This window comes from Streptosporangium fragile, from assembly GCF_039534445.1.
Lineage (GTDB): Bacteria > Actinomycetota > Actinomycetes > Streptosporangiales > Streptosporangiaceae > Streptosporangium > Streptosporangium fragile.
Map to the genome: position 1 here is coordinate 53,257 of NZ_BAAAVI010000037.1, position 25,091 is coordinate 78,347.

20 protein-coding genes are annotated in these 25,091 nt (G+C 71.3%); 5 read left to right on the plus strand and 15 right to left on the minus strand.

Going from position 1 to position 25,091, the window contains the following annotated elements; translation table 11 throughout:
• Positions 1–22 precede the first annotated feature (22 nt).
• From ABD841_RS23670 to ABD841_RS23680, 3 genes are all read right to left on the minus strand, one after another.
• Positions 23–1,546: an ABC transporter ATP-binding protein gene (locus ABD841_RS23670; protein WP_344975878.1), complete on the minus strand. Its 1,524-nt coding sequence runs from the start codon at positions 1,544–1,546 to the stop codon at positions 23–25.
• 114 nt (positions 1,547–1,660) lie between these two features.
• Positions 1,661–2,734: a BMP family lipoprotein gene (locus tag ABD841_RS23675; RefSeq protein ID WP_344975798.1), complete on the minus strand. Its 1,074-nt coding sequence runs from the start codon at positions 2,732–2,734 to the stop codon at positions 1,661–1,663.
• A 222-nt stretch (positions 2,735–2,956) separates the two neighbouring features.
• Entirely contained in the window at positions 2,957–4,198 is a 1,242-nt protein-coding gene (locus ABD841_RS23680) for a M20 family metallopeptidase (RefSeq protein WP_344975800.1), read from the minus strand.
• Between the two features lie 493 nt (positions 4,199–4,691).
• On the opposite strand from ABD841_RS23680, the gene ABD841_RS23685 reads away from it, so the two are divergent.
• The gene (locus ABD841_RS23685) at positions 4,692–6,209 is read left to right on the plus strand and encodes a peptide ligase PGM1-related protein (RefSeq protein ID WP_344975803.1); all 1,518 of its coding nucleotides are present in this window, start codon (positions 4,692–4,694) and stop codon (positions 6,207–6,209) included.
• Here the strand turns inward: ABD841_RS23685 and ABD841_RS23690 are convergent.
• Entirely contained in the window at positions 6,168–6,386 is a 219-nt protein-coding gene (locus ABD841_RS23690; RefSeq protein ID WP_344975806.1) for an SCO4848 family membrane protein, read from the minus strand. The genes ABD841_RS23685 and ABD841_RS23690 overlap by 42 nt on opposite strands.
• Positions 6,387–6,473: 87 nt before the next feature.
• On the opposite strand from ABD841_RS23690, the gene ABD841_RS23695 reads away from it, so the two are divergent.
• Positions 6,474–7,703 carry a D-alanyl-D-alanine carboxypeptidase family protein gene (locus ABD841_RS23695; RefSeq protein WP_344975809.1) on the plus strand — a complete coding sequence of 410 codons (1,230 nt, stop codon included), beginning with the start codon at positions 6,474–6,476 and terminating at the stop codon, positions 7,701–7,703.
• Positions 7,704–7,899: 196 nt separating this feature from the next.
• Here the strand turns inward: ABD841_RS23695 and ABD841_RS23700 are convergent, their stop codons facing one another.
• The 5 genes from ABD841_RS23700 to ABD841_RS23720 all read right to left on the minus strand — a co-directional run bounded on the left by ABD841_RS23700 (position 7,900) and on the right by ABD841_RS23720 (position 13,010).
• Positions 7,900–8,946 (minus strand): hypothetical protein, encoded by a 1,047-nt coding sequence (locus ABD841_RS23700; protein WP_344975812.1) that lies wholly within the window; start codon positions 8,944–8,946, stop codon positions 7,900–7,902.
• 207 nt (positions 8,947–9,153) lie between these two features.
• Entirely contained in the window at positions 9,154–9,507 is a 354-nt protein-coding gene (locus ABD841_RS23705; protein WP_344975815.1) for a PadR family transcriptional regulator, read from the minus strand.
• A gap of 163 nt (positions 9,508–9,670) precedes the next feature.
• Positions 9,671–10,534 carry a YihY/virulence factor BrkB family protein gene (locus ABD841_RS23710; protein WP_344975821.1) on the minus strand — a complete coding sequence of 288 codons (864 nt, stop codon included), beginning with the start codon at positions 10,532–10,534 and terminating at the stop codon, positions 9,671–9,673.
• A 143-nt stretch (positions 10,535–10,677) separates the two neighbouring features.
• Entirely contained in the window at positions 10,678–11,682 is a 1,005-nt protein-coding gene (trpS, locus tag ABD841_RS23715) for a tryptophan--tRNA ligase (protein WP_344975826.1), read from the minus strand.
• 14 nt (positions 11,683–11,696) lie between these two features.
• The gene (locus ABD841_RS23720) at positions 11,697–13,010 is read right to left on the minus strand and encodes a hemolysin family protein (protein ID WP_344975829.1); all 1,314 of its coding nucleotides are present in this window, start codon (positions 13,008–13,010) and stop codon (positions 11,697–11,699) included.
• A 122-nt stretch (positions 13,011–13,132) separates the two neighbouring features.
• Between ABD841_RS23720 and galE the strand changes: the two genes are divergently transcribed.
• The gene (gene galE / locus ABD841_RS23725; RefSeq protein WP_344975833.1) at positions 13,133–14,092 is read left to right on the plus strand and encodes a UDP-glucose 4-epimerase GalE; all 960 of its coding nucleotides are present in this window, start codon (positions 13,133–13,135) and stop codon (positions 14,090–14,092) included.
• A gap of 237 nt (positions 14,093–14,329) precedes the next feature.
• Here the strand turns inward: galE and ABD841_RS23730 are convergent, their stop codons facing one another.
• The 3 genes from ABD841_RS23730 to ABD841_RS23740 form a co-directional block, all read right to left on the minus strand.
• Positions 14,330–15,169: a DUF11 domain-containing protein gene (locus ABD841_RS23730; RefSeq protein WP_344975836.1), complete on the minus strand. Its 840-nt coding sequence runs from the start codon at positions 15,167–15,169 to the stop codon at positions 14,330–14,332.
• Between the two features lie 389 nt (positions 15,170–15,558).
• Positions 15,559–16,536, minus strand: coding sequence for a malate dehydrogenase (locus ABD841_RS23735; protein WP_344975839.1), 978 nt, complete (start codon positions 16,534–16,536; stop codon positions 15,559–15,561).
• A 210-nt stretch (positions 16,537–16,746) separates the two neighbouring features.
• Positions 16,747–19,287 (minus strand): protein kinase domain-containing protein, encoded by a 2,541-nt coding sequence (locus ABD841_RS23740; RefSeq protein ID WP_344975881.1) that lies wholly within the window; start codon positions 19,285–19,287, stop codon positions 16,747–16,749.
• Positions 19,288–19,532: 245 nt separating this feature from the next.
• Here ABD841_RS23740 and ABD841_RS23745 point away from each other — a divergent pair, with 245 nt between their 5' ends.
• Positions 19,533–21,128: a sigma factor-like helix-turn-helix DNA-binding protein gene (locus tag ABD841_RS23745; RefSeq protein WP_344975842.1), complete on the plus strand. Its 1,596-nt coding sequence runs from the start codon at positions 19,533–19,535 to the stop codon at positions 21,126–21,128.
• Between the two features lie 173 nt (positions 21,129–21,301).
• Here the strand turns inward: ABD841_RS23745 and ABD841_RS23750 are convergent, their stop codons facing one another.
• From ABD841_RS23750 to ABD841_RS23760, 3 genes are all read right to left on the minus strand, one after another.
• Positions 21,302–22,516 (minus strand): NADP-dependent isocitrate dehydrogenase, encoded by a 1,215-nt coding sequence (locus ABD841_RS23750; protein ID WP_344975845.1) that lies wholly within the window; start codon positions 22,514–22,516, stop codon positions 21,302–21,304.
• A 114-nt stretch (positions 22,517–22,630) separates the two neighbouring features.
• The gene (locus tag ABD841_RS23755; RefSeq protein WP_344975848.1) at positions 22,631–22,918 is read right to left on the minus strand and encodes a DUF3017 domain-containing protein; all 288 of its coding nucleotides are present in this window, start codon (positions 22,916–22,918) and stop codon (positions 22,631–22,633) included.
• Positions 22,919–23,078: 160 nt separating this feature from the next.
• Positions 23,079–24,200 carry a citrate/2-methylcitrate synthase gene (locus tag ABD841_RS23760; RefSeq protein WP_344975851.1) on the minus strand — a complete coding sequence of 374 codons (1,122 nt, stop codon included), beginning with the start codon at positions 24,198–24,200 and terminating at the stop codon, positions 23,079–23,081.
• A gap of 181 nt (positions 24,201–24,381) precedes the next feature.
• Between ABD841_RS23760 and ABD841_RS23765 the strand changes: the two genes are divergently transcribed.
• Entirely contained in the window at positions 24,382–25,035 is a 654-nt protein-coding gene (locus tag ABD841_RS23765; RefSeq protein WP_344975854.1) for an FHA domain-containing protein, read from the plus strand.
• Positions 25,036–25,091 lie beyond the last annotated feature (56 nt).

Genomic DNA, 25,091 nt, shown 5'->3' on the forward strand with positions numbered 1-25,091 from the left:
GCGCGAACCGTCCGGCACCCGTTCATGCGGCCTCTCCGGCACCCGTCATGGCGGAACCGAGCTGCTCGGGCGTCACGGTCGCCGGGTCCACGTCGGCGACGACCCGGCCGCGCAGGATCACCTTGAGCGTGTCGGACAGGCCGATGAGCTCGTCCAGGTCCGCCGAGATCAGCAGGACGGCCAGGCCCGCGGCGCGCGCGGCGCGCAGGTGGTCCCAGATCGCGGCCTGGGCGCCCACGTCGACGCCGCGCGTCGGGTGGGAGGCGATCAGGAAGACCGGGTCACCGCTCATCTCCCGGCCGACGATCAGCTTCTGCTGGTTGCCGCCGGACAGGGCCGCGGCGTCCACGTCGATGCCCGGCGTGCGGACGTCGTACTCCTCGACGATGCGCTGGGTGTCGCGGCGCGCTCCCGGACGGTCGATCCAGGGGCCCTTGACGTTCGGCGGCCGGGTCTGGTGGCCGAGGATCCGGTTCTCCCAGAGCGGGGCCTCCAGCAGCAGGCCGTGCCGGTGCCGGTCTTCGGGGATGTACCCGATGCCGGCCTCGCGGCGGCGCAGCGTCGTCCAGGCGGAGATGTCGTGCTCGCCGAGCCGGATCTCGCCGTGGGACGGGCGCATGCCCATGATGGCCTCGACCAGCTCGGCCTGGCCGTTGCCCTCGACACCGGCGATGCCGAGCACCTCGCCCTTGCGGATGTCGAAGTCGACGCCGTCGACGACGCGGCGGCCGTCCTGGGAGAGCACGGTCAGGCCCCGCACCGACAGCGCCACCACGTCGGTGACGGTGGACTCGCGGGTCTCCGGGCTGGGCAGCTCGCTGCCGACCATGAGCTCGGCCAGCTGCCTGGCCGTCACGTTCCGCGGGTCGACGCTGGCCACGGTCGTGCCGCGCCGGATGACGGTGATGGCGTCGGCGACCGAGAGGACCTCGTCGAGCTTGTGGGAGATGAAGATGATGGTCAGGCCCTCGCGGACCAGCTCGCGCAGGTTGTCGAAGAGCTCGTCGACCTCCTGCGGGACGAGCACGGCGGTCGGCTCGTCGAGGATGAGGATCCGGGCCCCCCGGTAGAGGACCTTCAGGATCTCCACTCGCTGCCGGGCTCCGACGCCCAGGTCCTCCACGGTGGCGTCGGGGTCGACACCGAGGCCGTACGCGTCGGAGATCTTCCTGATCTTCTCCCGGGCGGCGCCGAAGTCGACGGCCCCTCCACCTTTGCGGGGCTCGCTGCCCAGGATCACGTTCTCCAGCACGGTCAGGTTGTCGGCGAGCATGAAGTGCTGGTGGACCATGCCGATGCCGGCCGCGATCGCGTCCGTCGGGGAGCGGAAGTAGACAGCGTTCCCGTTGACCCAGATCCGCCCCTCGTCGGGGCGCTGCATGCCGTACAGGATCTTCATGAGGGTGGACTTGCCCGCGCCGTTCTCTCCGACGACGGCGTGCACATGGCCCTGCTGCACGAAAAGGGAGATGTCGCGGTTGGCGACGACGCCGGGGAACCGTTTCGTGATCCCCTCGAGTTCGACGGCCGGTGTCGGGATGCTGATGACGGCCTCCTCCGTACGGGTGGCCCTGATACGGAACGTAGAGCTGAGACTGCGGACGAAGGGCCCGGGGAGGTATCCACCGGGCCCTTCATTAGTACCAGGTAAAAGAGCAGGTCAGGAGGTCTTGTCCGGCACGGTGACCTCGCCGGAGATGATCTTCTGCTTGTACTCGTCGAGCTTGGTCTTGATGTCGTCGACCTGGCCGCCGGTGGTGGAGTAGTCGACGCCGCCGGACTTGAGGTCGTAGACCGTGCTGCCGGACTTGACCGAGTTGCCGGCGAAGCTCTTGAGGAAGTCGTAGACGGCCACGTCGACCTTCTTGAGCATCGAGGTCATGATGACGCCCTGCAGGTCGGCGGCCGCGGTCTTGGCCTGGTCGGAGTCGACGCCGATGGCCAGGCCCTTGGCCGCCTTGGCGGCCTCGAACACGCCGCTGCCGGAGCCCCCCGCGGCGTGGTAGACCACGTCGGCGCCCGCGTCGAACATGCCCTGGGCCGCGGTCTTGCCCTTGGCCGGGTCGTTGAAGCCGCTGAACTCCGGCGGCTCGCTCAGGTAGGCGGTCTCGATCTTGATGTCGGACTTGACCGCCTTGGCACCGGCGGCGAAGCCGGCCTCGAACTTGTTGATCAGCGGCGTCCGGACGCCGCCGACGAAGCCCACGTGGTTCTTCTTGCTCTTCAGCGCCGCGGCGGCGCCGACGAGGAAGGAGCCCTCGTGCTCGGCGAAGAGGAGGTTGGAGACGTTGGGGCCGGTGGCCGCGGCGTCGTCGACGATCGCGAACTTGATGTCGGGGAACTCGGCGGCGACCTTCTTCACCGGACCGGAGTACGCGAAGCCGACCGCGATGATCGGGTTGTAGCCGCCGGAGGCGAGCAGGCGGAGCCGCTCCTCCTTGGCCGCCTCGGTCTCGCCGTTGCCGGCTTCCAGCTCCTTGGTCTCGGCCAGGCCGAGCTCGGTCTTGGCCTTGTCCAGGCCGGCGGCGGCGGAGTCGTTGAACGACTGGTCGCCTCGCCCGCCGATGTCGTAGGCCAGTCCGACCTTCGCACCCGACGCGGCCGGCGCGCTGCTCGCGGCCCCGCTCGGCTGGGCCGACGTCGATTCCTCGCTTCCACCACACGCGGCAGCTCCCATGAGCATGCTGCCCGCCAGCGCGGTCGCGGCCAGCTTGCCGAATCGGTTCTGAAGCAAGATGGACTCCCTTCGCGTTCTCAGTGCACGCGCGAAGAGACGCACGGCAACCCTGCACGGAAGATAGTTGGTCCGTCAGAGTTGACCAAACCCGAGCACGAGTCCGAAACAGGTCCGTTATCCAGCTCAGGCCACCTTGTGACCCACGGGCCCCTATGGGGCTACCTGCGAGTAGGGTCCGGTTCGCGCCGCCCCGCGGGTGCCGCGTCGCCGACCGGCGTTCTACTGGTCGGCGTTCAGCGACACCAGGGGCTCGCCGGCCAGGGGCCGTCGGCCGTCCCAGAGCGCGGTCAGCGCGGTCGCGGCCAGGAAGCGCACCCCGACGCCGATGGCGCTCTCGTCGACGTCGAAGGTGCCCTGGTGGATGTCGGCCAGCTGCGCCGCGCCCGGCGTGCGGGTGCCGAGCCTGGCGTACGCGCCGGGGACGGACTCCAGGTACCAGCCGAAGTCCTCGCCGCCCAGGCTCTGCTCGGTCGGCATCGGGGCGCCCTCGCCGAGCACGCCCTCGGCGGCCTCGCGCAGCATCTGCACGCTGACCTCGTCGTTGACCACGGGCGGCACGCCGCGCGCGTACTCCATCTCGGCCTCGACGCCGTAGGCGCTCGCGACCGACTCCAGCAGCGTCTTGATCATGTCGGGGGCCGCGTGCCAGGCCGCCTCGTCCAGGCAGCGCACGGTGCCCTCGGCGATGCCGTCGTCCGGGATCGCGTTGGCCACCGAGCCCGCCTCAACCCGGCCCCAGACCAGGCTCAGCGACGAGCGGGGGTCGACCCGGCGCGACAGGGCGGCGGGCAGCTCGGTGAGGATCTTGGCGAGCGCGAACACCAGGTCGGCGGTGAGGTGCGGCCGGGCGGTGTGCCCGCCGGGACCGCTGACCCGGATGGTGACCTTGTCGCAGGCGGAGGTGATGGCGCCGGGCTTGAGACCGACCTTGCCGACGTCGAGCCGGGGGTCGCAGTGCAGGCCGAAGACGCGGTCGACGCCGCTGATGCCGCCGGAGGCCATGACCTCCAGCGCGCCGCCGGGCAGCTCCTCGGCGGGCTGGAAGATCAGCCGGACCCGGCCGGGCAGCAGGCCGGCCGCGGCCTGCTGGGCGAGGAAGAGCCCGGTGCCGAGCACGACCGTGGTGTGCACGTCGTGGCCGCAGGCGTGGCACACGCCGGGGACCGTCGAGCTGTAGGGCACGTCCTTCTCGTCCGGAACGGGAAGCGCGTCGAGATCGGCGCGCAGCGCCACGGTGGGCCCGTCACCGCTGCCGAGGTCGCAGATCACCCCGGTGCCGCGCGGCAGCACCGAGGGCGACAGGCCGGCGGCGGTCAGGCGCTCCACGACACGCTGCGTCGTGCGGTATTCGGCGAACGCGAGCTCGGGATGCATGTGCAGGTCTTTGCGGAAGTCGATCAGTTCCCGCTCGCGACCGGCGAGGAACGTGTCGAGCTCTCCCCGCAAATTACGCCCCCGCATTGCTTCACCGTCCCATCCGCGCCGGCGACCTCGATCCTCGACGCACCGTGCCACTGCCCAGGATCCCGACGTCCATGAGGCAGTCGCTGAAAAAGGCGATCGCCGCGCCGACGGGCCGGAGTGGGTCTCACAAGCCGTGTCCGCGCGGACTGATGAGCGCCGGCGCGGGAGCGGCAGGCCGTTTGTGCGGGGCCGCCGTCACGTCGGCGATGACTTCGACTTTATCTCTCCCGCGCAGCACCTCGCCGTCATCTCCGCCAAATGTTTTGTCGCCTCATGCACCTCTTCTGCATCCGCTGACCCAAGAACACCAGAACCGATGGCTCGGATTGACTACGGGAAGGTAGCCACACCGGGTGGCGAGCCGTGCGGGAATGGCAGTCCGGGGCCGCCGCCAAACATCGCCGACCTGGCAACTTACGTGGCCTCAGGTGCCGTTCATCGAACCAGTCGGAGTGATGTAAACCGGATGAAGGCATGGTTCACTCCGCATATGATCACGAAAATCCCATTCGGGGAGAGGCAGTCGCGACTGAGCATATTCGAACCGGACGAGGGAACCCTGCTGGTCATCCCCTCGCTGTCCCTCCCCCAGGATGAGCTGCGCAGGATCACCGGGGCCCTCTGCTACGAGGAACGGCTGCTGTTCCTCCTGCTCACCCTGAGGAGCCCAGGCGTCGACGTCATCTACCTGACCTCGACGCCGGTGGACGGCGCGATCGTGGACTACTACCTGGGCTTCCTCGACGATCCCGACGAGGCGCGCACGCGACTGCAAATGATCAGTTTGGATGATCCGCACACGCACCCGCTGAGCGAGGCCCTGCTCCGCCGCCCGGACGTGATCGCGCGCATCCGCGCCGCGCTCGGCGGCCGTACCGGAAACCGGAGCGGTGCCGGTGGCGGGAGCGGTGCCGGGACCGGGAACGTGGACGTCGGTGGCGGCGTCGGCGGGGAGCGCGTCGGGGAGCGCGTCGGCAAGGACGCCTGGATGGTGCCGTTCGTGGTGAGCGAGTACGAGGAACGCCTCGCCGAGATCCTCTCCCTGCCGATCTACGGCCCGGCCACCTCCCTGGCCCATCTGGGCTCCAAGAGCGGCGGACGCGTGATCGGCGAGGAGGCCGGCGTGCCCGTGGTCAGAGGCTTCGCCGATCTGCGGTCGCTGACCGAGGTGGAGCACGCCGCCCGCGCGCTGAGCCCGGCGGGCAGGCTGATGGTCAAGCTCAACAACAGCTACTCGGGCCTCGGCAACGCCATCGTGACCGCGGACGGACGGCCGCTGGCCGCGTCCCCCACGAGTTTCTCCGCGGCCGACGAGAACTGGACGACGTTCGCCGAGAAGATCGCCGAACGCGGGGCGGTGATCGAGGAGTTCCTCGAGGACCGGCCCCTGCGCTCCCCCAGCGCCCTGGCCAGGATCACCCCCGGCGGGGTCTACGACGTGGTCGCCACGCACGAACAGGTCCTCGGCGGGCCCAACGGCGACGTCTACCAGGGCTGCGCCTTCCCCGCCCGGCCGGAGTACCGCGCCCAGCTGAGCGCGTGCGCCGAGCGCATCGCCCGCGCCCTGGCGGCACGCGGGGTGGTCGGGCTGTTCGGGGTGGACTTCTTCGCCGTCAAGACCGACGGCGGGTACCGGACGCTGCTGTGCGAGATCAACCTGCGCATCGGCGGCACCACCCACCCCTTCGGCGCCGCGCTGCTGACCACCGGCGGCTCCTACGACCCGGGGAGCGGCACCCTGATGTGCGGCGACCAGCCCAAGTACTACGTGGCGACGGACAACTGCTCCGCCCCCTGCCTGCGGGGCCGCACCCCGGGTGAGGTCGTCAAGATGGTCCACGACGAGGGACTCGGCTTCGACCGCGACAGACGCACGGGCAACGTGCTCCACCTGCTCGGCGCGATCCCGGAGTTCGGCAAGCTGGGATTCACCAGCATCGGGAACTCCGCGGAGGAGGCCGCCGAACTACACCGGCGGACGCTGCGAACGCTGTGCCCACCCGCGTAGGCCGATCACGCCCAGCGCGACCGCGAGCACGATGTTGACGGCGATCAGGATGCCGTGCACCACGTAGAAGGACGTCGGGTGGCCGTCCGCCAGGTTGAAGCCAAGATTGATCCATTCAAAGATCATGAAAGCGGCAAGGCCGATCAGGAATCCGGCTGTCTTTCGCGACATGTGCATGGTGTCAGTATTCCGCCGAGTGGTCCCGCCCTGGTCAGGGCATCGATAACTCCATGCGAACCCGCACGAAGCTACCCTGAGATCATCATGGGGACGAAACATCTCGCGCCCGTCGGGGTGCTGCTCGCGGCGACCGCCTTCCTCGGCACTCCCGCGTACGCCGGGTCTCCCGGCGTACCCGCGAGCGCAGGCGCGCCGCTCCGGTCCGGGCACGGCGGGTCCGGACCGGCCCGGACCGGTGGGACCGGGCCGGGCGAGGGGGTTGAGCGCGAGCCCGTCGGCGGCCCCCTGCTGGACAGGCGGGGCGTCACCGTCTCCCCCGGGGTGAAGGCCCCGCCCAAGACGGCCGCGAAGTCGTACGTGATCGCCGACGCCGAGACCGGCGAGGTGCTGGCCGCCAAGGACGCCCACGGGCGCTACCTTCCGGCCAGCACCCTGAAGGCCCTGACCGCCCTCACCCTGATCCCCAAGCTCGACAAGAAGCAGAAGGTCAAGCCGAGCAGGAACGCGGTGAACCAGGAGGGCAGCGCCGTCGGCCTCGTCACCAAGCCCCTCTACACCGTCGAGGACCTGTTCAAGGCGCTGATGCTGGTCTCCGGCAACGACTCCGCGATGGCGCTGGCCGAGGCCAACGGCGGCCTGGCCGCCACCCTGACCGACATGAACGCCGAGGCCAGGCGGTTGCAGGCGTTCGACACCGTGGCCAAGACCCCGAGCGGGCTCGACAAGCCGGGGCAGAGCAGTTCGGCCTACGACCTGGCGTTGATCGCCCGAGCCGGTCTGGCCAATGCTGATTTCCGCCGATATATCAGCATCAAAACCGATAAGTTCCCGGCACCCAAGGGTTACTACGAGATCGGCAACCACAACAAGCTGCTCTGGCGCTACAAGGGAATGATCGGCGTCAAGAACGGCTGGACCTCCAAGGCCCAGGGCAGCTTCGTCGGCGCCGCCCGGCGCAACGGGCACACGGTGATCGTCTCGATCATGCGCCACAACGGCTACTTCTGGGACGAGGTCGCCGACCTGCTCGACTGGGGCTTCGCCAACCGCGGCAAGGCGGCCCCGGTCGGACGGCTGGTCGACCCCCTCCCGGCGACCGCCCCGACACCCGTCGGCCCCGTCACCGGCCCGGCCGCCTCGGCGCCCCCGGCGTCCCCGGTGACGCCCGCCCCGGCGGCCTCCTCCCCGGCTCCCGGCGCGTCCGGAGCCACGGGGAGCGGCGGGATCGGGTCGATCGGCTACTACGTCCTGGGCGCGGGCCTGCTCGGCGGCCTGGCCTGGCTGGCCTACGGCCTGCGCAGGCGCTTCCGCTAGGCCATGGAGGTTCCCGGGCGACACCTCGGTGCGGACATCGGCGGCTCACCGCGATACGCCGACGGCCACGTGAAGGGTTCCCCCGGCCGGGCGCGGGGACGTCCCGGATGCCTCGTCGGCGGGGAGGTTCACCGCGCGTCCCAGGGGTGCGGTGCCCGTGCGGTAACGCCGCGGGGGACCATGGACGCTTTCCCCGTCAGGCCTCGCTCTCGCGCGGCTCCGGGGCGGGGGTCGCAGGCAGGGCCCGGGTTCCCACGACGGCGAGGGCGACGGCGACCGCCAGGAGCGCCGCGGCCTGGATGAGCGTCACGGTCGTGATGACCCGGCCCGCCTCGTCGGCGACGTCGAACTGGAGCACGGCGAGCCGGTTGCAGAACACCGGCACCGCCAGGATGGCCAGGGCCAGCGGCCACGAGGGGGTGCGCCGGGCGGGGGCGTAGGCGTACACGCAGAGGCAGGCGATCCCCGTGCCCAGGATCAGCGTGCTCGCCAGGCCGGACCCACCGAGCCACGGCCACCACCAGGCGGGGGTGTCCGGGGAAGGCCTCACCAGCCGGTGAAGCGTGATGATCGCGGCACCGGCGGCGAGGGGCAGCGCGAGCGTCCATGGGGAGCGGCGGACCGGCGGGGCGTCGCGGTGGTAACCGGCCCACAGGGCGAGCAGGATGAGGGCGGACGTCGACACCCGGGTCACCAGACCCGCGGTGGCCTCCCCCCACCACACCGCGGCGGCCAGGTTGTACAGGTCCGGCGCGAAGGCGGGCAGGGACAGCCATCCGGCGGCGCGCACACGGCCCAGGACGAGCGCCGCGAAGGGGAGCATCCATAAAGTGCCGGACAGGTTCCCCAGGACGCCCACGAGCCTGTCCGGCGACCCCGGAGCTCCGAGCACCTGCGCCAGGACGGGGTCGGGGACGCCGATCACCCCGTACATGCGCAGGGTCATCTCAAGAATCGCCACGCTGAGGGCGGCCTGGAAGAACAGCCCGAGGAAGGCCGCCAGGCGGACCGTCTCTCCCCACGAGCGGAACCTCGGCGCCGCCCCGGCGCCCCCGAGGCGGACCCGGACCGCCAGCGCGGCGACGCTGGCGACCTCCGACCAGTGGGGCCGCGGGTTGTCCTCGTCGGAGACGTCCGGAGAGCCCTCCAGGAGGGCGGAGACCATCTCCTCCTCGCGCTCGGCGCGGTAGGAGGCGGGCAGCAGGCGCAACCAGGCGCGGTAACGCCTCTCCAGAAGGCTCATCGGCTCTCCAGACGGGCTCATCGGCGCGACGTCCTCTCCCGGGTCTCCATCCGGCCGCGCACAGGGCGGGTCTCCGTCCGGCCGCTCACGGGGCGGGTCTCCGACCGGCCACTCACGGGGCTGGTTCGCACACGAGGCCTTACGAGCGCCTCTCGCGACGTCTCACGAAGTTTCACGCGCATCCTCCCGACGGCTTCACGCAGAGCCTCACGCGGGCCCTTCCGCGACGGACGGGCGCCCCGGACGGGCACGGAGGCGGTCGACGGCGGCCCTGGCGTTCTCCGCGAGCCGGACGGCCTCGGCCTCCAGCGCCCGGGAGCCCGCGTCGGTGAGCCGGTAGTAGCGGCGCAGCCGCCCCTGCTGCACCTCCTCGCGGTCGAGTGCCACCAGCTCCTCGGCGGCCAGCCGGTCGAGCACACCGTAGAGCGTGCCGACCTTGAGCCGCACCCGCCCGCCGGACAGTCGCTCGACCTCCTGCACGATCCCGTAGCCGTGCCGCGGCTCGTCGACCAGCGCGGTGAGGACGAAGAACGCCGGCTCCGTCATCGCCTTTCCACTCATGCCCACAGCATATATCGGAACGCATGATATCAAGCAGCAGAAAACATGGGGAGGACGGAAGAACGCCTCCGCCACGTACCGGTGCGGGGAACGTCCCTGCCGGTACGGGCGACGCCTCCACCCGGACACGACGCGGGGCCCTGGACGGGTACGGCGCCGCACCTCAGGTGGGCAGGGCGCCCGAGGGGACCGGGGTGGGGTCGGGCGGCGGCCCCAGGGAGGCGGTCGCGGTCCAGGCGGCGGCGTACAGGATCACCCGGGCCGAGAGGTTGATCCAGACCAGCAGGCCGACCATGACGGCGAAGACCCCGTAGATGGGGTTGTTCAGCGTGCCCGACAGGATCAGCGCGGCGAGTTGCTTGAGCGCCGCGAAGCCGGCCGCGCCCAGCAGGGCTCCGCGCAGCAGCGTCCGGAACGGTTGCCGGGCGCGGCCCAGCCAGCCCAGGAGGATCAGGAAGACGACGACGTCGGCCAGCACGCTGACCGCGAGACCGGCGAACCAGACCGCGACGGCGCCGGCCGCCGACTCCGCCAGGCCCAGCCACCCGGCCACGGTCCCGCTGGCCTGGGTGGCGAAACCGCCGACCACCGCCGACAGGACCATCGTGACGCCGAGCAGGACGAGCGCGGCCAGGTCGCGGAGCTTGGCCAGGACGAAGGTGAGCGGCGCCTCGGTCGTCATGAAGACCTCGCGGAGGGCGCCGCGCAGGGCGTCGATCGCGCCGAGCCCCGCGTAGAGCAGGCCGAGCAGACCGATGATCCCGGCGCTGGCCCGCGAGTCGGCGATCTGCTGGATCGGCAGGCGCTCGGCGAGGCCCGGCAGGTACTCGTCGATCGCCTTCTGCAGGGCGGTGATCGCGTCGGGCCTGACCGAGAGGAAGTACCCGAAGACCGCGAAGGCCAGCGCGATGATCGGGAAGAACGACAGGAAGGCGAAGTAGGTGACGGCCCCGGCCAGCCGGTCGCCGGACTGCAGCTGGTAACGATGGAAGGTTCTGATCAGATGGTCGAACCAGAGCCAGCGCACCCGGGCCGAGCCGATTGTGGTTCTGCCCCATTCACGGACTACTTGGGCACGTTCCTGCACGCTTGTCACGTGCGTCCCCTACCCTGTCACCGCCGCCCCGATCGCCGGACGGCGGTGAAATGCCGCTGTGCGTGCCCGCGGGCTCACACCGCGGGCAGGAACCCCGCCCGGTCGCGCACCTTCGCCATGGTCTCCGCGGCCACCGCGCGGGCCCGTGCGGCGCCGACGGCGAGCATGCGGTCGAGCTCGGCCTCGTCGGCCAGCAGCTTCTCGGTCCGCTCCCGGATCGGCGTGAAGGTGTCGACGACCAGCTCGGCCACGTCCTTCTTGAAGGTGCCGTACCCCTGCCCGGCGTAGCGGGCCTCCAGCTCGGGGATCGGCGTGCCGCTGAGCGCGGACTGGATGCGCAGCAGGTTGGTGACGCCCGGCTTGTTCTCCTCGTCGGCGAGGACTTCGGAACCGGTGTCGGTGACCGCACGCATGATCTTCTTGCGGAGCGGCCCCGGCTGCTCCAGCAGGTCGAGGATGCCGGCGGGCGAGGAGGAGGACTTGGACATCTTCGACGTCGGGTCCTGCAGGTCGGTGATCTTCTCGACGCCCTTGACGATGTGCGGCTCGGGCAGCGTGAAGGTCTCGCCGAAGCGGTGGTTGAAGCGCTGCGCGAGGTCGCGGGTGAGCTCCAGGTGCTGCTTCTGGTCGGCCCCGACCGGGACCTTGTTGGCCTGGTAGAGCAGGATGTCGGCGGCCTGCAGGATCGGGTAGGTGAACAGCCCGACGCTGGCCGAGCTCTCCCCGAACTTGGCCGACTTGTCCTTGAACTGGGTCATCCGGCCGGCCTCGCCCATACCGGTCAGGCAGATGAGGATCCAGGCCAGCTCGGTGTGCTCGCGGACGTGGCTCTGCAGGAAGACCGTGGACCGCTCGGGGTCGAGGCCGACCGCGAAGAGCTGGGCCGCGGCGACCCTGGAACGCCTGCGCAGCGCCTCGGGCTGGTAGTCCACCGTGATCGCGTGCAGGTCGACGACGCAGTAGAAGGCGTCGTGGCCCTCCTGGAGGGCGACGTACTGGCGTACGGCGCCGAGGTAGTTGCCCAGGTGGAAGGAGTCGGCGGTGGGCTGGATGCCCGAGAGGACGCGAGGACTGGCCATAGCACGCAATTGTGTCAGTTGTCGGGAGTGCTTGGTGCCTCCGGGCGGGGAACGCGCCGCTTGATTCTGACCCGCGCGACCCGGCGGCCGTCCATCTCGGTCACCGCCATGTCGAAGCCGGGAATCTCCACCCGCTCCCCCAGCGCCGGCAGGTGGCCCAGGGTGGACATGACGAAACCGCCGAGGGTCTCGTACGGGCCGTCGGGCAGGCGGATCCCGGTCTCGGCCGCCACCTCGTCGAGGTTGGCCAGCCCGTCGAGCTCGACCTCCCCCGCGGGCAGCACGACCTGCTCGTCGGCCACGTCGTGCTCGTCGCGGATGTCGCCGATGAGCTCCTCGACCAGGTCCTCCAGGGTGACGATGCCGGCCGTGCCGCCGTACTCGTCGACCACGATCGCCAGGTGGTGCCCCTCCCCGCGCATCTCCGACAGCGTGGCCATGACCCGTTTGCTGGCGGGGACCATCTTGACCGGGCGGATCGGCACCAGCTCGCCGATCGGCTCGATGGACCCGGTCAGCACCGGGTCGAGCAGGTCGCGAATGTGCACGAAGCCCACGATGTCGTCGTAGGAGTCGCGGTAGACGGGGAAGCGCGAGTGCGGCATGGCCGCGGCCAGCACCGCCGCCTCGGCCAGCCGGGTGTCGACGGCCATGAACTCCACTTCGGTGCGGGGCAGCATCACCTCGCGGACCTGCCGCTTGCCCGCCGCGAAGACCTCCCCGATCAGGTGGCGTTCGTCGGCGGTGAGCTCCTGGTGGCCGACCACCATGTCGCGCAACTCCTCGGTGGAGATCTCCTCGCGGTCCGCCTCGGGGTTGCCGCCGAGCAGCTTGACGACCCCGTCGGTCGACTTGGAGAGCGCCCAGATGACCGGCCGCGAGAGCGCGGCCATCCGGTCGAGGAACGGCGCGACCAGCAGGGAGATGCCCTCGGCGCGCTGCCGGGCGATCCGCTTGGGCGCGAGCTCGCCCAGCACCAGCGACACGTAGGAGATCGCCAGCGTGACCAGCACCAGGGCGAGCGGGGCCGTCACGGCCTGCGGCACCCCCCAGCCGGTCACCACGGGGATGAGGTCCCGGGCGAGGGTGTCGGCGCCGAACGCGGCCGACAGCATGGTCGCCACCGTGACACCGATCTGCACGGCCGACAGGAACCGGTTCGGGTCGCGGGCGAGCTTGGCCGCCCGCGCTCCCCGGCGGCCGCGGGCGGCGAGCCTTCGCACCTGGCTCTCCCTGAGGGAGACCATGGCCATCTCGGCCGCGGCGAAGAACCCCCCGATCAGTACGAAAAGCATGACCAAGGCGATGTTCGCCAGGACGCTGTTCACGCGATCGTCTCCGTCATGGCCGCCGCCCGACGCGGCGGTGGCCGATATTTGATGTGCCAGCATATGCTGGCGGTAGGCTTACAAAAATAAACAAGTCCAAACAACATCGAACAGGAGGCCTCGTGAAGCTGCTGGTCACCGGAGGCGCCGGATACATAGGCAGTGCCGTGGCGGCGCAACTCGTCGAAGCCGGCCACCAGGTCACCGTGCTGGACGACCTGTCCACCGGGCACGCCGACGCCGTGCCGCCGGGTGCCCGCTTCGTCGAGGGCTCGATCACCGAGGCGGCCGACGTGCTGACCGGAATGGACGGCGTGCTGCACTTCGCGGCCAAGTCGCTGGTCGGCGAGTCCGTGGAGCGGCCGGGGCTCTACTGGGCGCACAACCTCGGGGGCACCCTGGCCCTGCTGGACGCGATGCGCGGCGCCGGGGTGGGGCGGATCGTCTTCTCCTCCACCGCGGCCACCTACGGCGAGCCGGAGCGCTCCCCCATCCTGGAGACCGACCCCACCCGGCCGACCAATCCCTACGGCGCGTCCAAGCTCGCCGTCGACACCGCGCTGACCGCGTTCGCCGGAATGTACGGCCTGGCCGCGGTGAGCCTGCGCTACTTCAACGTGGGCGGCGCCTACACCGCGGAGGACGGGCGCGTCTACCGCGAACGCCACACCGTGGAAACCCACCTGATCCCCAACATCCTCGCCGTCGCGCTCGGCGTACGCGACTCGGTCAGCGTGTTCGGCACGGACTACCCCACCCCCGACGGCACATGCGTGCGCGACTACATCCACGTGGCCGACCTGGCCAGGGCGCACCTGCTGGCGCTGGACGCCTGCACGCCCGGCGAGCACAGGATCTACAACCTGGGCAACGGCACCGGCTTCTCGGTCCAGGAGGTGCTGTCGGTCTGCCGCGAGGTGACCGGGCACGAGATCCCCGCGATCGTGCGCGAGCGCCGCGCCGGCGACCCGGCCGTGCTGGTGGCGTCCTCCGAGAAGATCCAGCGCGAGCTGGGCTGGAAGGCCGAGCACCCGTCCGTCCGCGACGTCGTCGCCGACGCCTGGGCCGCCCTGTCCCGCTGACGGGATCCCGCCGAGGTGGCCGTGCTCCGTCGGGCTCCGTCGGGCTCCGTCGGGCTCCGTCGGGCTCCGTCGGGCTCCGTCGGCGGAGCCCCGTCACGCCGGCCCGGACCCACCGGCGGGTCCGGGCCACACCGGTGCCGTCCGCTCCGACGGGTCCGGGCCGCACCGGCGGAGCCCCGCCCCGCCGTTTGACGGGGTCCGGCCGCGGCCGGACCGGTGCCGTCCGCTCCGGCCGGCCTACCCCAGCCTGAGGCGGGCCGTGTTGTTGGCCGGGCGGCGGTCGCCGAGCCTGACGGAATAGACGGTCGCCTCGGCTCGCGGACCACGCTTGCGGGCGACGAAGGCGAGCCGGAGACTCAGCCGCTCGCCCGGACCGACCGCGCGCAGGGCGCAGCCGAGGGAGCGGGGCCTGGGGTCGCACCGCGCCCCCTTCGCTCTCAGGAAGCGCGCACCGCCGGTGTCGAAGAAGAGCGCGGCGTCGCGGACACGTTTCGGCCCCCGATTGCGCACCACGGCCGCCATCGTGACCATGCGCCCGGCACGTGCCCTCCTGGAGAGCCTGACCGCCAGGTCCGTTCCCTCGTCCAGCCTGGTCAGGGTCTCGGCGGAGTTGTCGGCCTCGTCGCCGTCCACGACCTCGGAGGAGAGCGTCGCGGTCGCCCTCAGCGGGCCGCGGGCTCCCGAGCCGACCACGCCGTTGATCGTCACCCCGCCGGTCTCCCCGGCCGGCACGTCCTTGCCCGACGCGCAGACCACCTCGTTGGCCGTACTCCCCGGGCGGCACTCGGCCACGTCGACGCTGAGCACCTCCACCCCGGCCGGCAACCGGACGGTGAGCACGGGCAGCACCGCGTCACCGGGCCCGGCGTTACGCACCTCCGCCCGGTAGGTCAGCGGCTGCCCCGGCTGGGCGACCGGCGGCGAGGCCGAGAGCCGGACCGACAGGTCCGCTCGCCCCGGGTCCGTCTCCCCAGGCCCGGCGAGCACCAGCCCGGGCACTGCGGCGAGAACGATACTGATCACCCCGGCGACGACCCGCACCACACCCTGCCCCTTGCACACCGATCCCCTGACCATCAATGATCATTGAACGCCGACGCACCCACCTTCGCGATGATCGACACGCCGCGTTTTCGCAGCTCACAACCCTCTTTTGCGCTTCGGGCAGCGGACTCGGCCCACCCCCGTCCCGGCCCTGCGTACCCCCGGCCCCGGCCCCGCGCGCCCCCGTCACCGGTCCCGTCCACCCGCGCCGCCTCCCCACCCCGGTCACGACCGGCCCGCGCCGCCTCCCCACCCCGGTCCCGTCCACCCGCGCCGCCTCCCCACCCCGGTCACGACCGGCCCCCACCACGCCTCCCGGCCGCCCGGTGTGCCCGGGGCCCCTTTCGTATCCCGGAACGCGAAAGGGGCCCCGGCAAGCCGGAGCCCCTTTTCGGCGGCTGGTGGAACCTCGGACGGAGGTCTCAGATGAGGCCGAGCTCGCGCACGGCGGTGCGCTCCTCCTCAAGCTCGCGCACCGAGGCGTCGATCCGCTCGCGGGAGAAGGCGTCGATCTCCAGGCCCTGGATGATCTCCCACTTGCCGTCACGGGAGGCGACGGGGAAGGAGGAGATGAGGCCCTCGGGCACACCGTACGAACCGTCGGACGGGATCGCCGCGGAGGTCCACTCGGTGCCGTTGACCCAGTCGAAGACATGGTCGATCGCGGCGTTGGCGGCCGAGGCGGCCGAGGACGCGCCACGGGCCTCGATGATCGCGGCACCGCGCTTGGCGACGGTCGGGATGAACGTGTCACGCAGCCAGGCCTCGTCCACCAGCTCGGCGGCGATCTTGCCACCGACCTCGGTGTGGAACAGGTCGGGGTACTGCGTGGCGGAGTGGTTGCCCCAGATGGTCATCTTCTTGATCTCGGTGACCGGGACCTGGAGTTTGGCGGCGAGCTGGGACAGGGCGCGGTTGTGGTCGAGGCGGGTCATCGCGGTGAACCGCTCGGCCGGGACGTCCGGGGCGCTCTGCTGGGCGATGAGCGCGTTGGTGTTGGCCGGGTTGCCGACCACCAGCACGCGGATGTCGTCGGCGGCGTGGTCGTTGATCGCCTTGCCCTGCGGGCCGAAGATGCCGCCGTTGGCCTGGAGGAGGTCACCGCGCTCCATGCCCGCGGTGCGCGGGCGGGCGCCGACCAGCAGCGCGACGTTGGCGCCGTCGAACGCCTTGTTCGCGTCGTCGGTGATCTCGATGCCGCTCAGCAGCGGGAACGCGCAGTCGTCGAGCTCCATCGCGGTGCCCTCGGCGGCCTTCACCGCCTGCGGGATCTCCAGCAGGCTCAGCTTGACCGGGACGTCGGCGCCCAGCAACTGGCCCGAGGCGATGCGGAACAGCAGCGCGTAGCCGATCTGACCGGCGGCGCCGGTGACGGTGACCTTTACGGGAGTCTGGGCCATGACCTTCCCCCACTCGAAGGATGAATTGTGACGCTCGGATGCTACCCGTCCAGGGCCGTCGGCCTTCCGGCGAGGCCCTGATCGGCCTCCGGCGCGGCGCCGTACCCCCGGACGGGCTCCCGGCCGTGCCCGGGCTGGGCCCCGGACGGGCCCCCGCTGGGCCCGACCATGTCCGCGGCCGGGCTACCGCGCGGGGGCCAGGCCACGGGGTTACCGGCAGGCGGACATGGTGGGGACGTCGTTCTCCCGGCTGGGGAACTCGACGTTGGAGAAGTGCTTGTCGAGCAGCCTGCCGACCGTGCCGTTCTCGTAGAGGTCGGTGATCACGTCCTTGACGGCCTCGCAGGTGCGCACATCCCCCTTCTTGAGCGCCACCGCGTAGCGCTCGTCGGTGAGTTTCAGGCCGAGCACCTTGTAGCGGGTGCTCTCCCGGTTGCCGTAACCGGCCAGCAGCAGGTCGTCGCCGGGGATCGCGTCGACCTCGCCCGCCTCCAGCTTGTCGACGCACTCGGCGTAGTGCTGGGCCGGGACCGGGGTGAGCCGCTGCACCTTCCGCTCCAGGATGGCCACCGAGGCGCTGCCGGTGGGTTCACAGATCCGGCGTCCCTCCAGCCCTCTCACGTTCAGGATGGGCGAGTCGGCCTTGACGAGGGCGTCGACATGGGCGACGTAGTACGGCCCGGCGAAGGTGACGTCGTCGGTCGCGTTGATCGGGTACGTCGCGAGGACCAGGTCGACGTCGCCGTCCGCCAGCAGCTTCGGCCGGTCCTCGCGGCGGGTGGCCTGGAAGGTCACGCCGCTCTCGGGCACCCCCAGCGCCTTGGCGATCTCCAGGGCGAGGTCGACCTCGAAGCCGCTCCATGTGCCGTCGGTGTTCTTCAGCGCGATGCCGGGCAGGAAGTCGCGCATGCCGATGGTGAGCTTGCGCGTCTTGGCCGCCTTGTCCGCCACCGAGGTGAACGGCGTCGCGCCCGCCCCCGTACCCGACCCCGCGCTCGACTTCGTGGGCCCGACGTCCGAACCCGACACCGGCCACCACCGCGTGGCGGCCACCGCCGCCACCGCGACCAGCAACACGGCCACCGAGGCGGCGATCCAGCGCCCCTTGCGCGACCTTCCGGACCCCCCGGACCCGCCGCCTCGGACCGACTCCGCCTGCCAGATCGGCGGCGGCACATCCGCCCGGTCATGCTTGTAGACCGTCTGCTCTGCGTGACTCGGAGACGAGGAGTGCTCGGGGTAGCTCTGGGACGAGGGATGCTCGGGGTAGCCGGACGGCGGACGGCGGTCTTGGTGGCCGTCCGCCGGGGAACGGCCCACGTATCCGGAGGACCGGGAGCCCTCTCTGCGGCCCGAGGACGGCGGACGCTCCGCGGGGCTTCGGAGAAGCTCCGTGGAGTCGTGTGAGGGCTCCTCAGGACCGGGTGAGGGCTCCGCGGGGGTGCGGGGAGGCAGGGGCTCACCGTGCGCGAGAGGCCGCCGCGTGTCCTGGCCCGGCAGGCTCACCCGGGTGGGATGGACGGGTTGGACCGGCGGGGGAGCTTGGGCCGGCCCGGAGGGCTGCGGAGGCTGGACGACCCGATCGGGCCGGTCCTGGGCGGGGTGCCGGGCGGGGAAGCCGGTGGAGGGCGGGGACGGACCGTCCTGGGGGGCGTCCGTCCCCGTACCGGACGACGGCCGGCCCGTTCTGCTGCCGGGGGCCCGGATGGGGCTGGTGGCGTCGCCCCCGTCACCGGACTCGGCGGGACGGTCGCCGGACGCGCCGGCCCGGTCCCGGCCGTGACCCTCGTCGTGGACCCGGTCGTGCCCCTCCCCCCGGGTGTGGTCGTCACCGCGGGGCCGCGCCGGGTCGACGGCGTCATGCGTCCGGTCGCGATCGTTCCTGCGGGTCGCGATCCGCGCGCCCTGGGTGAGGATCGCGGGCGAGGCGTTCGCCGTGTCGGAGTAACCGAGCAGCCGGAGCAGGAGCTGGTCGGCCGAGGGCCGCGCGTCGGGTTCCTTGGCCAGCGCCGAGCGGACCACGCCGCGCAGTGGCTCCGGCATGGGGCCGAGGTCGGGGTCGTGGTTGAGGATGCGGTTGAGCACCACCGCGATCGAGGCCCCCGCGAAGACCGTCTCGCCGGTCGCGGCGAAGGCGATCGTCGCCCCCCAGGAGAAGACGTCGCTGTACGGCCCGACGTCGGTTCCGGCGATCTGCTCGGGCGCCATGTAGGCGGGGGTGCCGATGGCCCGGCTGGTGATGGTGCCGGTGGAGTCGAGGATGCGGGCGATGCCGAAGTCGACCACACGCGGGCCGTCCGCGGCCATGAGCACGTTGTCCGGCTTGAAGTCACGGTGGACGATCGAGGCCTGGTGGATCGCGGTGAGGGCGGTGACCGTGCCGACCGCCAGCCGCTGCAGGGCGGACCCCCGGAGGGGCCCGTCGGTCTCCACGACCTCGCGCAGGGGCCTGCCCTCGATGTACTCGCTCGCGATGTAGGGGGTGTCGCCTTCGAGGTCGACGTCCAGCACGCTCGCCGTACAGAATGAGGCGACCCGCTGCGCCGCCCGCGCCTCCCGGGCGAACCGCGATCTCGCGATCGCGTCACCGGAGAACTTCACGTGCAGCAGTTTGATCGCCGCACGCTCCCCCGTGGCGTTGACCCCCAGGTAGACGACCCCTTGGCCGCCCTCTCCGATCCGCCCGAGGATGCGGAACGGACCAAGCTGGCGCGGCTCCCCCGGCTCCAGCGGCTCGATCTCCGGCATCATCGTCCCCACGTTCTCGTAATGTTCAACCTGCCAAACTTTACGGCGCCATGGCCCACCATCTTCCCCTGTTACCCCTACGTGACCTCAGATTTCCCGCCACCAGCCCCCGGTCGTCCGCCCCCGTCCCCGCGACGGCGGCAGATGTCCCCAGTCCCCAATGTCCGACAATCACCCAAATCTGGCGCTCCAGCCGCTTAGATCGCTACCGTTGAACGTCCCTCAGGCAAGCCGGAGCAAAAACGTCCATGCGCCGATATATCGGTTATCGCGAGTTCGTGCAGCGCGATCAGCGTTCCCTCGTCGGCACCGCCCTCCTTCTCACCGGCAGCCACGACCAGGCCATACGGCTCGCCCTGCGCTCCTTCCACACCGTGGCCCAGACCTGGCCGCCGCCGCTGTGGGAGAACCCGACGACGCACGCCCAGATCGCGCTCTACCGCCGCTTCCTCCAGCGGCCCGGTTCGGCGGGGTCCACCGCCCTGGTGCGGCTCCCACCCCGGCAACGGCTCCTCGTCGTCGCCTGCCTGCACGACGGCAGGACCCGCGCCGAGATGGCCGGCCTCCTCGGCGTGCCGGAGAAGACCGTCGAGGAGGAGATCTCCGACGCGGTGAAGACGCTGACCAAGGGCGACGAGAGCCGCCTGGTCACGCGGATGGCCAACGCGGCGGGCGAGGCCTCGGTCCCCGACCTCACCGAGCGGTCCATGCGCACGCTCCGGCGCAGGCGCACCCGGGGAGTGCTCCTCGGCGCGGCCGCGGTGCTCGTCCCCGTCGGCCTGATCGCCGGTTTCGCCCTGGTGCAGCAGGGCGAGGTGCTGAACTCGGCGCTGGGTGAGCGGAGCGGGCCCCGCTCCCCGCAGGCGGCGCCCGCCCAGGAGCCGGCCGCGGCGGTCTCCACCCCCGGGCCGGCCGTCACCCCCGCGCCGGGCGCCACCTCCGGGCCGGGCACCGCGTCCGGGCCGGGCGCCACCCCGAAGCCGTGGCAGGCCCCGCGGACGTCCGCGGTGATCCGCTACGCGATGCCCGAGCGCTGCCCGGACGGCGGCGGGGACACCCCGCCGCGGGCCGGTGAGGTGAGCTGCGCGGGCTGGACGCTGAAGCTGGTCTCCGACGGCCGCGGCGGCTCCGCGGAGTGCGAGGGCCGCGACCGTTGCGAGTCGACCCTGAGTCTCCCCGACGCGGCCCAGCGCCTGGCGCACGGCGACGACCGGGAGCTCCCCCGGCTGGCCCCCGCCATCAGCCCCGACGGGCACCGCGTCGCCTACCTCAGCGCCGCGGAACGCCGCTACGTCGCCCACGACCTGGAGAGCGGCGTGAAGCGCTACCTGTCGCCGGTCCTCGCCCCCGAGGACACCGAGGACGGCACGCTGGTGAGCGTCTCCTCCGACGGCCGCCGCTTCACCGTCACGCTCGGCGACCGGCGGCTGCAGACCGACTTCACGACCGGAGCCCTCACATCTGTGCCCGCAGGACAGGTGCCGGCGACGGAGAAGGCGGCGGACTGGCTCCGCGAGAAGTACGGCACCTGGAAGGACTCCCCCAGCGGCAAGTACGCCGCCGCGGTCACGCCCGACAAGGGCGGGCGGGAGAGCCTCCACGTCGTCGACGCGGGCTCCCGCCGGGTCTTCAAGCGCCTGTCGCTCCCCGAGGTCGAGCGGCCCGCCAGGGCCGAGGTCGTGGGCTGGCCGGGCACCCGCGAAGTGGTCGTCAAGATGAGCGCCGCCTCCGGCGGCGGGCTGCTGGGCTACTTCCGGATGGACGCCGTCACCGGCCGGGCCCGGCCCGTGGGCGGCCTCCCCGGCGGCGACCCGATCGTCCTGGGGGCCGCGACGGCCCTGTGACCCGGCGCCCAGGCCGGGGCTCTCCACCGGGCCCGCCCGGAGCCCGGTGGAGCCCCGCCGGGGTGATCCGCCAAGCCCGCGCGGAGCCGGCTTCACCGGAGGGATCCGTCAGGCCCGCGCAACGGGAGAAGGGCCGCCCGAGGGCGGCCCTTCGAACGATGCCGGGTGGCCGGTCAGCCCACCTTCTTCTTCAGGTTCTCGTCCAGGGCCGCCAGGAAGTCCTGGGTGGTCAGCCACTTGGCGTCGCCGCCGACGAGCAGGGCGAGGTCCTTGGTCATCTGGCCGCCCTCGACGGTCTCGATGCAGACCTGCTCCAGCTTCTCGGCGAACTCGATCACCTCGGGGGTGTTGTCGAGCTTGCCGCGGTGCGCCAGGCCACGGGTCCACGCGAAGATCGAGGCGATCGGGTTCGTGGACGTCGGGTTGCCCTTCTGGTGCTCGCGGTAGTGGCGGGTCACCGTGCCGTGGGCGGCCTCGGCCTCGACGGTGCGGCCGTCGGGCGTCATGAGCACCGAGGTCATCAGGCCGAGCGAGCCGAAGCCCTGCGCGACGGTGTCGGACTGGACGTCACCGTCGTAGTTCTTGCAGGCCCAGACGTAGCCGCCCTCCCACTTGAGCGCCGCGGCGACCATGTCGTCGATCAGGCGGTGCTCGTAGGTGAGGCCCGCCTTCTCGAAGTCGGCCCTGAACTCGGTCTCGTAGACCTCGGCGAAGATGTCCTTGAAACGGCCGTCGTAGGCCTTCAGGATCGTGTTCTTCGTGGAGAGGTAGACCGGGTAGTTACGGGCGAGACCGTAACGCATGGAGGCGCGGGCGAAGTCGCGGATCGACTCGTCGAGGTTGTACATGGCCAGCGCGACGCCGGAGCCGGGGAAGTCGTAGACGTCGAGCTCGATCGGCTCCGAACCGTCCTTGGGCGTGAAGGTGAGGGTGAGCGTGCCCTCGCCCGGGACCTTCAGGTCGGTCGCGCGGTACTGGTCGCCGAAGGCGTGACGACCGACGACGATCGGCTTGGTCCAGCCGGGGACGAGCCTCGGCACGTTCGACATGATGATCGGCTCGCGGAAGATGACGCCGCCGAGGATGTTGCGGATGGTCCCGTTCGGGGACTTCCACATCTTCTTGAGGCCGAACTCCTCGACCCGAGCCTCGTCCGGGGTGATGGTGGCGCACTTGACGCCCACGCCGTACTGCTTGATCGCGTTGGCGGCGTCGATCGTCACCTGGTCGTCGGTGGCGTCGCGGTGCTCGATCCCCAGGTCGTAGTACTTCAGGTCGATGTCGAGGTAGGGAAGGATCAGCTGGTCCTTGATGAACTGCCAGATGATCCGGGTCATCTCATCGCCGTCAAGCTCGACGACAGGACCCGCTACCTTGATCTTGGGCATGCGTGTGGTTCCCCTTCTGAACGGACAATGGCCAGACAGTCCCTTTTGAGGCTCACTGGCCGTTGAGGCTATCGGACGGCGGTAATCGCCTTGCAATCCACCCGTTCATCCCACCTATGGGCGTGGCATGAGGTCTGGATACGCCAGGACGATCGCGGCCGCCATCAGTGCGATTCCGAGAACCGCGAGCGTGATGGTGTCGGTCGCGGTGCGGCGCACGGCGAGCCGCCCGCCCCCGGCCAGCCGCGCCAGCGCCCCCAGCGTCAGGACGGCGCCGAGGGCGAACCCGCCCCAGTACGGGTCCACCAGGACCGCGTAGACCATGGCGAGGAGCGCACCCGCCACCACCAGCGGATACGGGCCCCAGCGGTCATCGGCGGGCCGGGCCGCGCGCGCGTTCACCGGCCCACCGTCCCCACTCGCGCCCGTCCCGCGGTGCGTGCCCGCGTACGGCCCGTCGCCCGTGCCGGTACCGGTCCCGCCACCCGTCCCGCGGTGCGTGCCCGCGTACGGCCCGTCGCCCGTGCGGGCACCGGGTTCGCCACCCGTGCCCGCGTCGGGCTCACCGCTCGGCAATCGGCTTCCACTTCTGGTCCCGTTCTCCGATGTACTCGCTGTCCGGACGGATCAGACGGTTGTCGGCGTGCTGTTCGATGACGTGCGCGGTCCATCCTGACATGCGGCTGACCGAGAAGACCGGAGTGAACAGGTCCGTCGGGATGCCGAGGTAGTGGTAGACGGTGGCCGCGTAGAAGTCGACGTTCGGGTAGAGGCCCTTCGTCTCGAAGACCACCTCCTCCATCTCCTTCGACATCCGGTAGTACTTGTCGTCGCCGGAGGCCTCGGCGAGCTCCTGCGACATCCGGCGCAGGTGCGTGGCACGCGGGTCCTCGGTCTTGTAGACGCGGTGCCCGAAGCCCATGATCTTCTCGCCCGCGGCGAGCTTGTCACGTACGGCCTGGGCGACGGCGCCCGGGTCGAGCGACTCCAGCGTGCGCATGACCTGCTCGTTGGCGCCGCCGTGCAGGGGACCCTTGAGCGTGCCGATGGCCGCCACGATGGCCGAGTGCATGTCGGACAGGGTCGCGGCGCAGACGCGGGCGGCGAACGTGGAGGCGTTCATCGTGTGGTCGGCGTGCAGGACCAGGCAGGTGTCGAAGATCTCGACCTCGCGATCACCGGGGACGCGCCCGGTGATCTGCAGGAGGAAGTTCGCCGCGATGCTCAGCCCGGGGTCCGGATCGGGGACGGCCCCCCCGGTCCTGGCGGCGTGGTAGCGGGCGACGAGGATCGGCTGCTGCGCGGTCAGCCGGGCCGCCTTGCGCAGGTTGGCGTCGGGACTGTTGGAGTCCTTGTCCGGATCGTCGCCGCTGGCCAGCGAGACCAGCGTCCGCAGGGCCTCCATGGGGGCCTGCTTCTCGGCGACCTCCGGGATGTTCGCCTCGACGAGGGCGCCGAGTGTCCGTCCCCGGACCAGCTCCGCCCCGTAGGCGGCCAGCTGCTCCTTGTTGGGGAGGGTTCCGTACTGCAGCAGGTGCGCGGTCTCTTCGAAGGTGGCGCGGCCGGCCAGATCGTGTATGTCGTAACCACGATAGAAGAGGCGACCGGCCTTGCCGTCGATGTCGCTGAGCGCTGTGGACGCGGCGACGACGTCGGCGAGACCTTTGGTGGACTTGTCCGCCATGAGTGTTTCCTCCGCTTATCTGTGACCGAAGTCTACCTGTGAGCAGCGGAAACCTCCCCGACAGGTCCAGACCAATTTCACGCCGGATTCTCCTTATGGCAAAGGCGATTCCGCATCACCGCGTTTGGGTAAGCCGGAGCTGTAGGAATAGTTACGGCGGGCTACCTGGGGAGGAACTGCCGTGGAGGGGCCGTTCATACGCATCGAGGACACCGGCGAGGTGATCCCGTTGCGCCCCGAGATCACGACGGTCGGACGTGGGCGGGGAGTGGACATCCGGCTCAACGATCCGAGCGTTTCCCGGCTGCACGCGGAGTTCGTGCGGCGCGGGCCCTACCTGTACGTCGTCGACCTGGGCCTGTCGCGCAACGGCACCCGGGTCAACGGCCGGCCGATCGCCAGGAGGGTGCTGGACGACGGCGACGTGGTCTCCTTCGGCGCGGCGCGGGCCCGGATCGGCGGGCTTCCGCGGGAGGACTTCGCTCCGGAGGTCGAGCTCCGCCGCGCCGCGGCGCCGGAGCTGACGAGGCGGGAGGTCGACGTCCTGACCTCGCTGTGCCGCCCCGCGCTGTCGGACGAGGCGTTCGTCGCCCCGGCCACCGCGCGGGAGATCGCCGACGACCTGGTGGTGACGGAGGCGGCGGTCAAGCAGCACCTCCTCCGCCTCTACCAGAAGTTCCGGATCCCGGAGGGGACCAACCGGCGCACCAGGCTGGCCAACGAGGTCGTCGCCCTGGGGCTGGTCAGGCCCACCCCCGTGGTGCCGCCACAGCGCGGGACCGGCGCCCCGGAGCCTCAGACGGCGGCCACCACCGCGAACCGCAGGGCGTCCTAGCGGGCCGGCCGGGATTCCGGCGGCCGGTTCCGGGCCGGTCGGGATCCCGGCGGGCC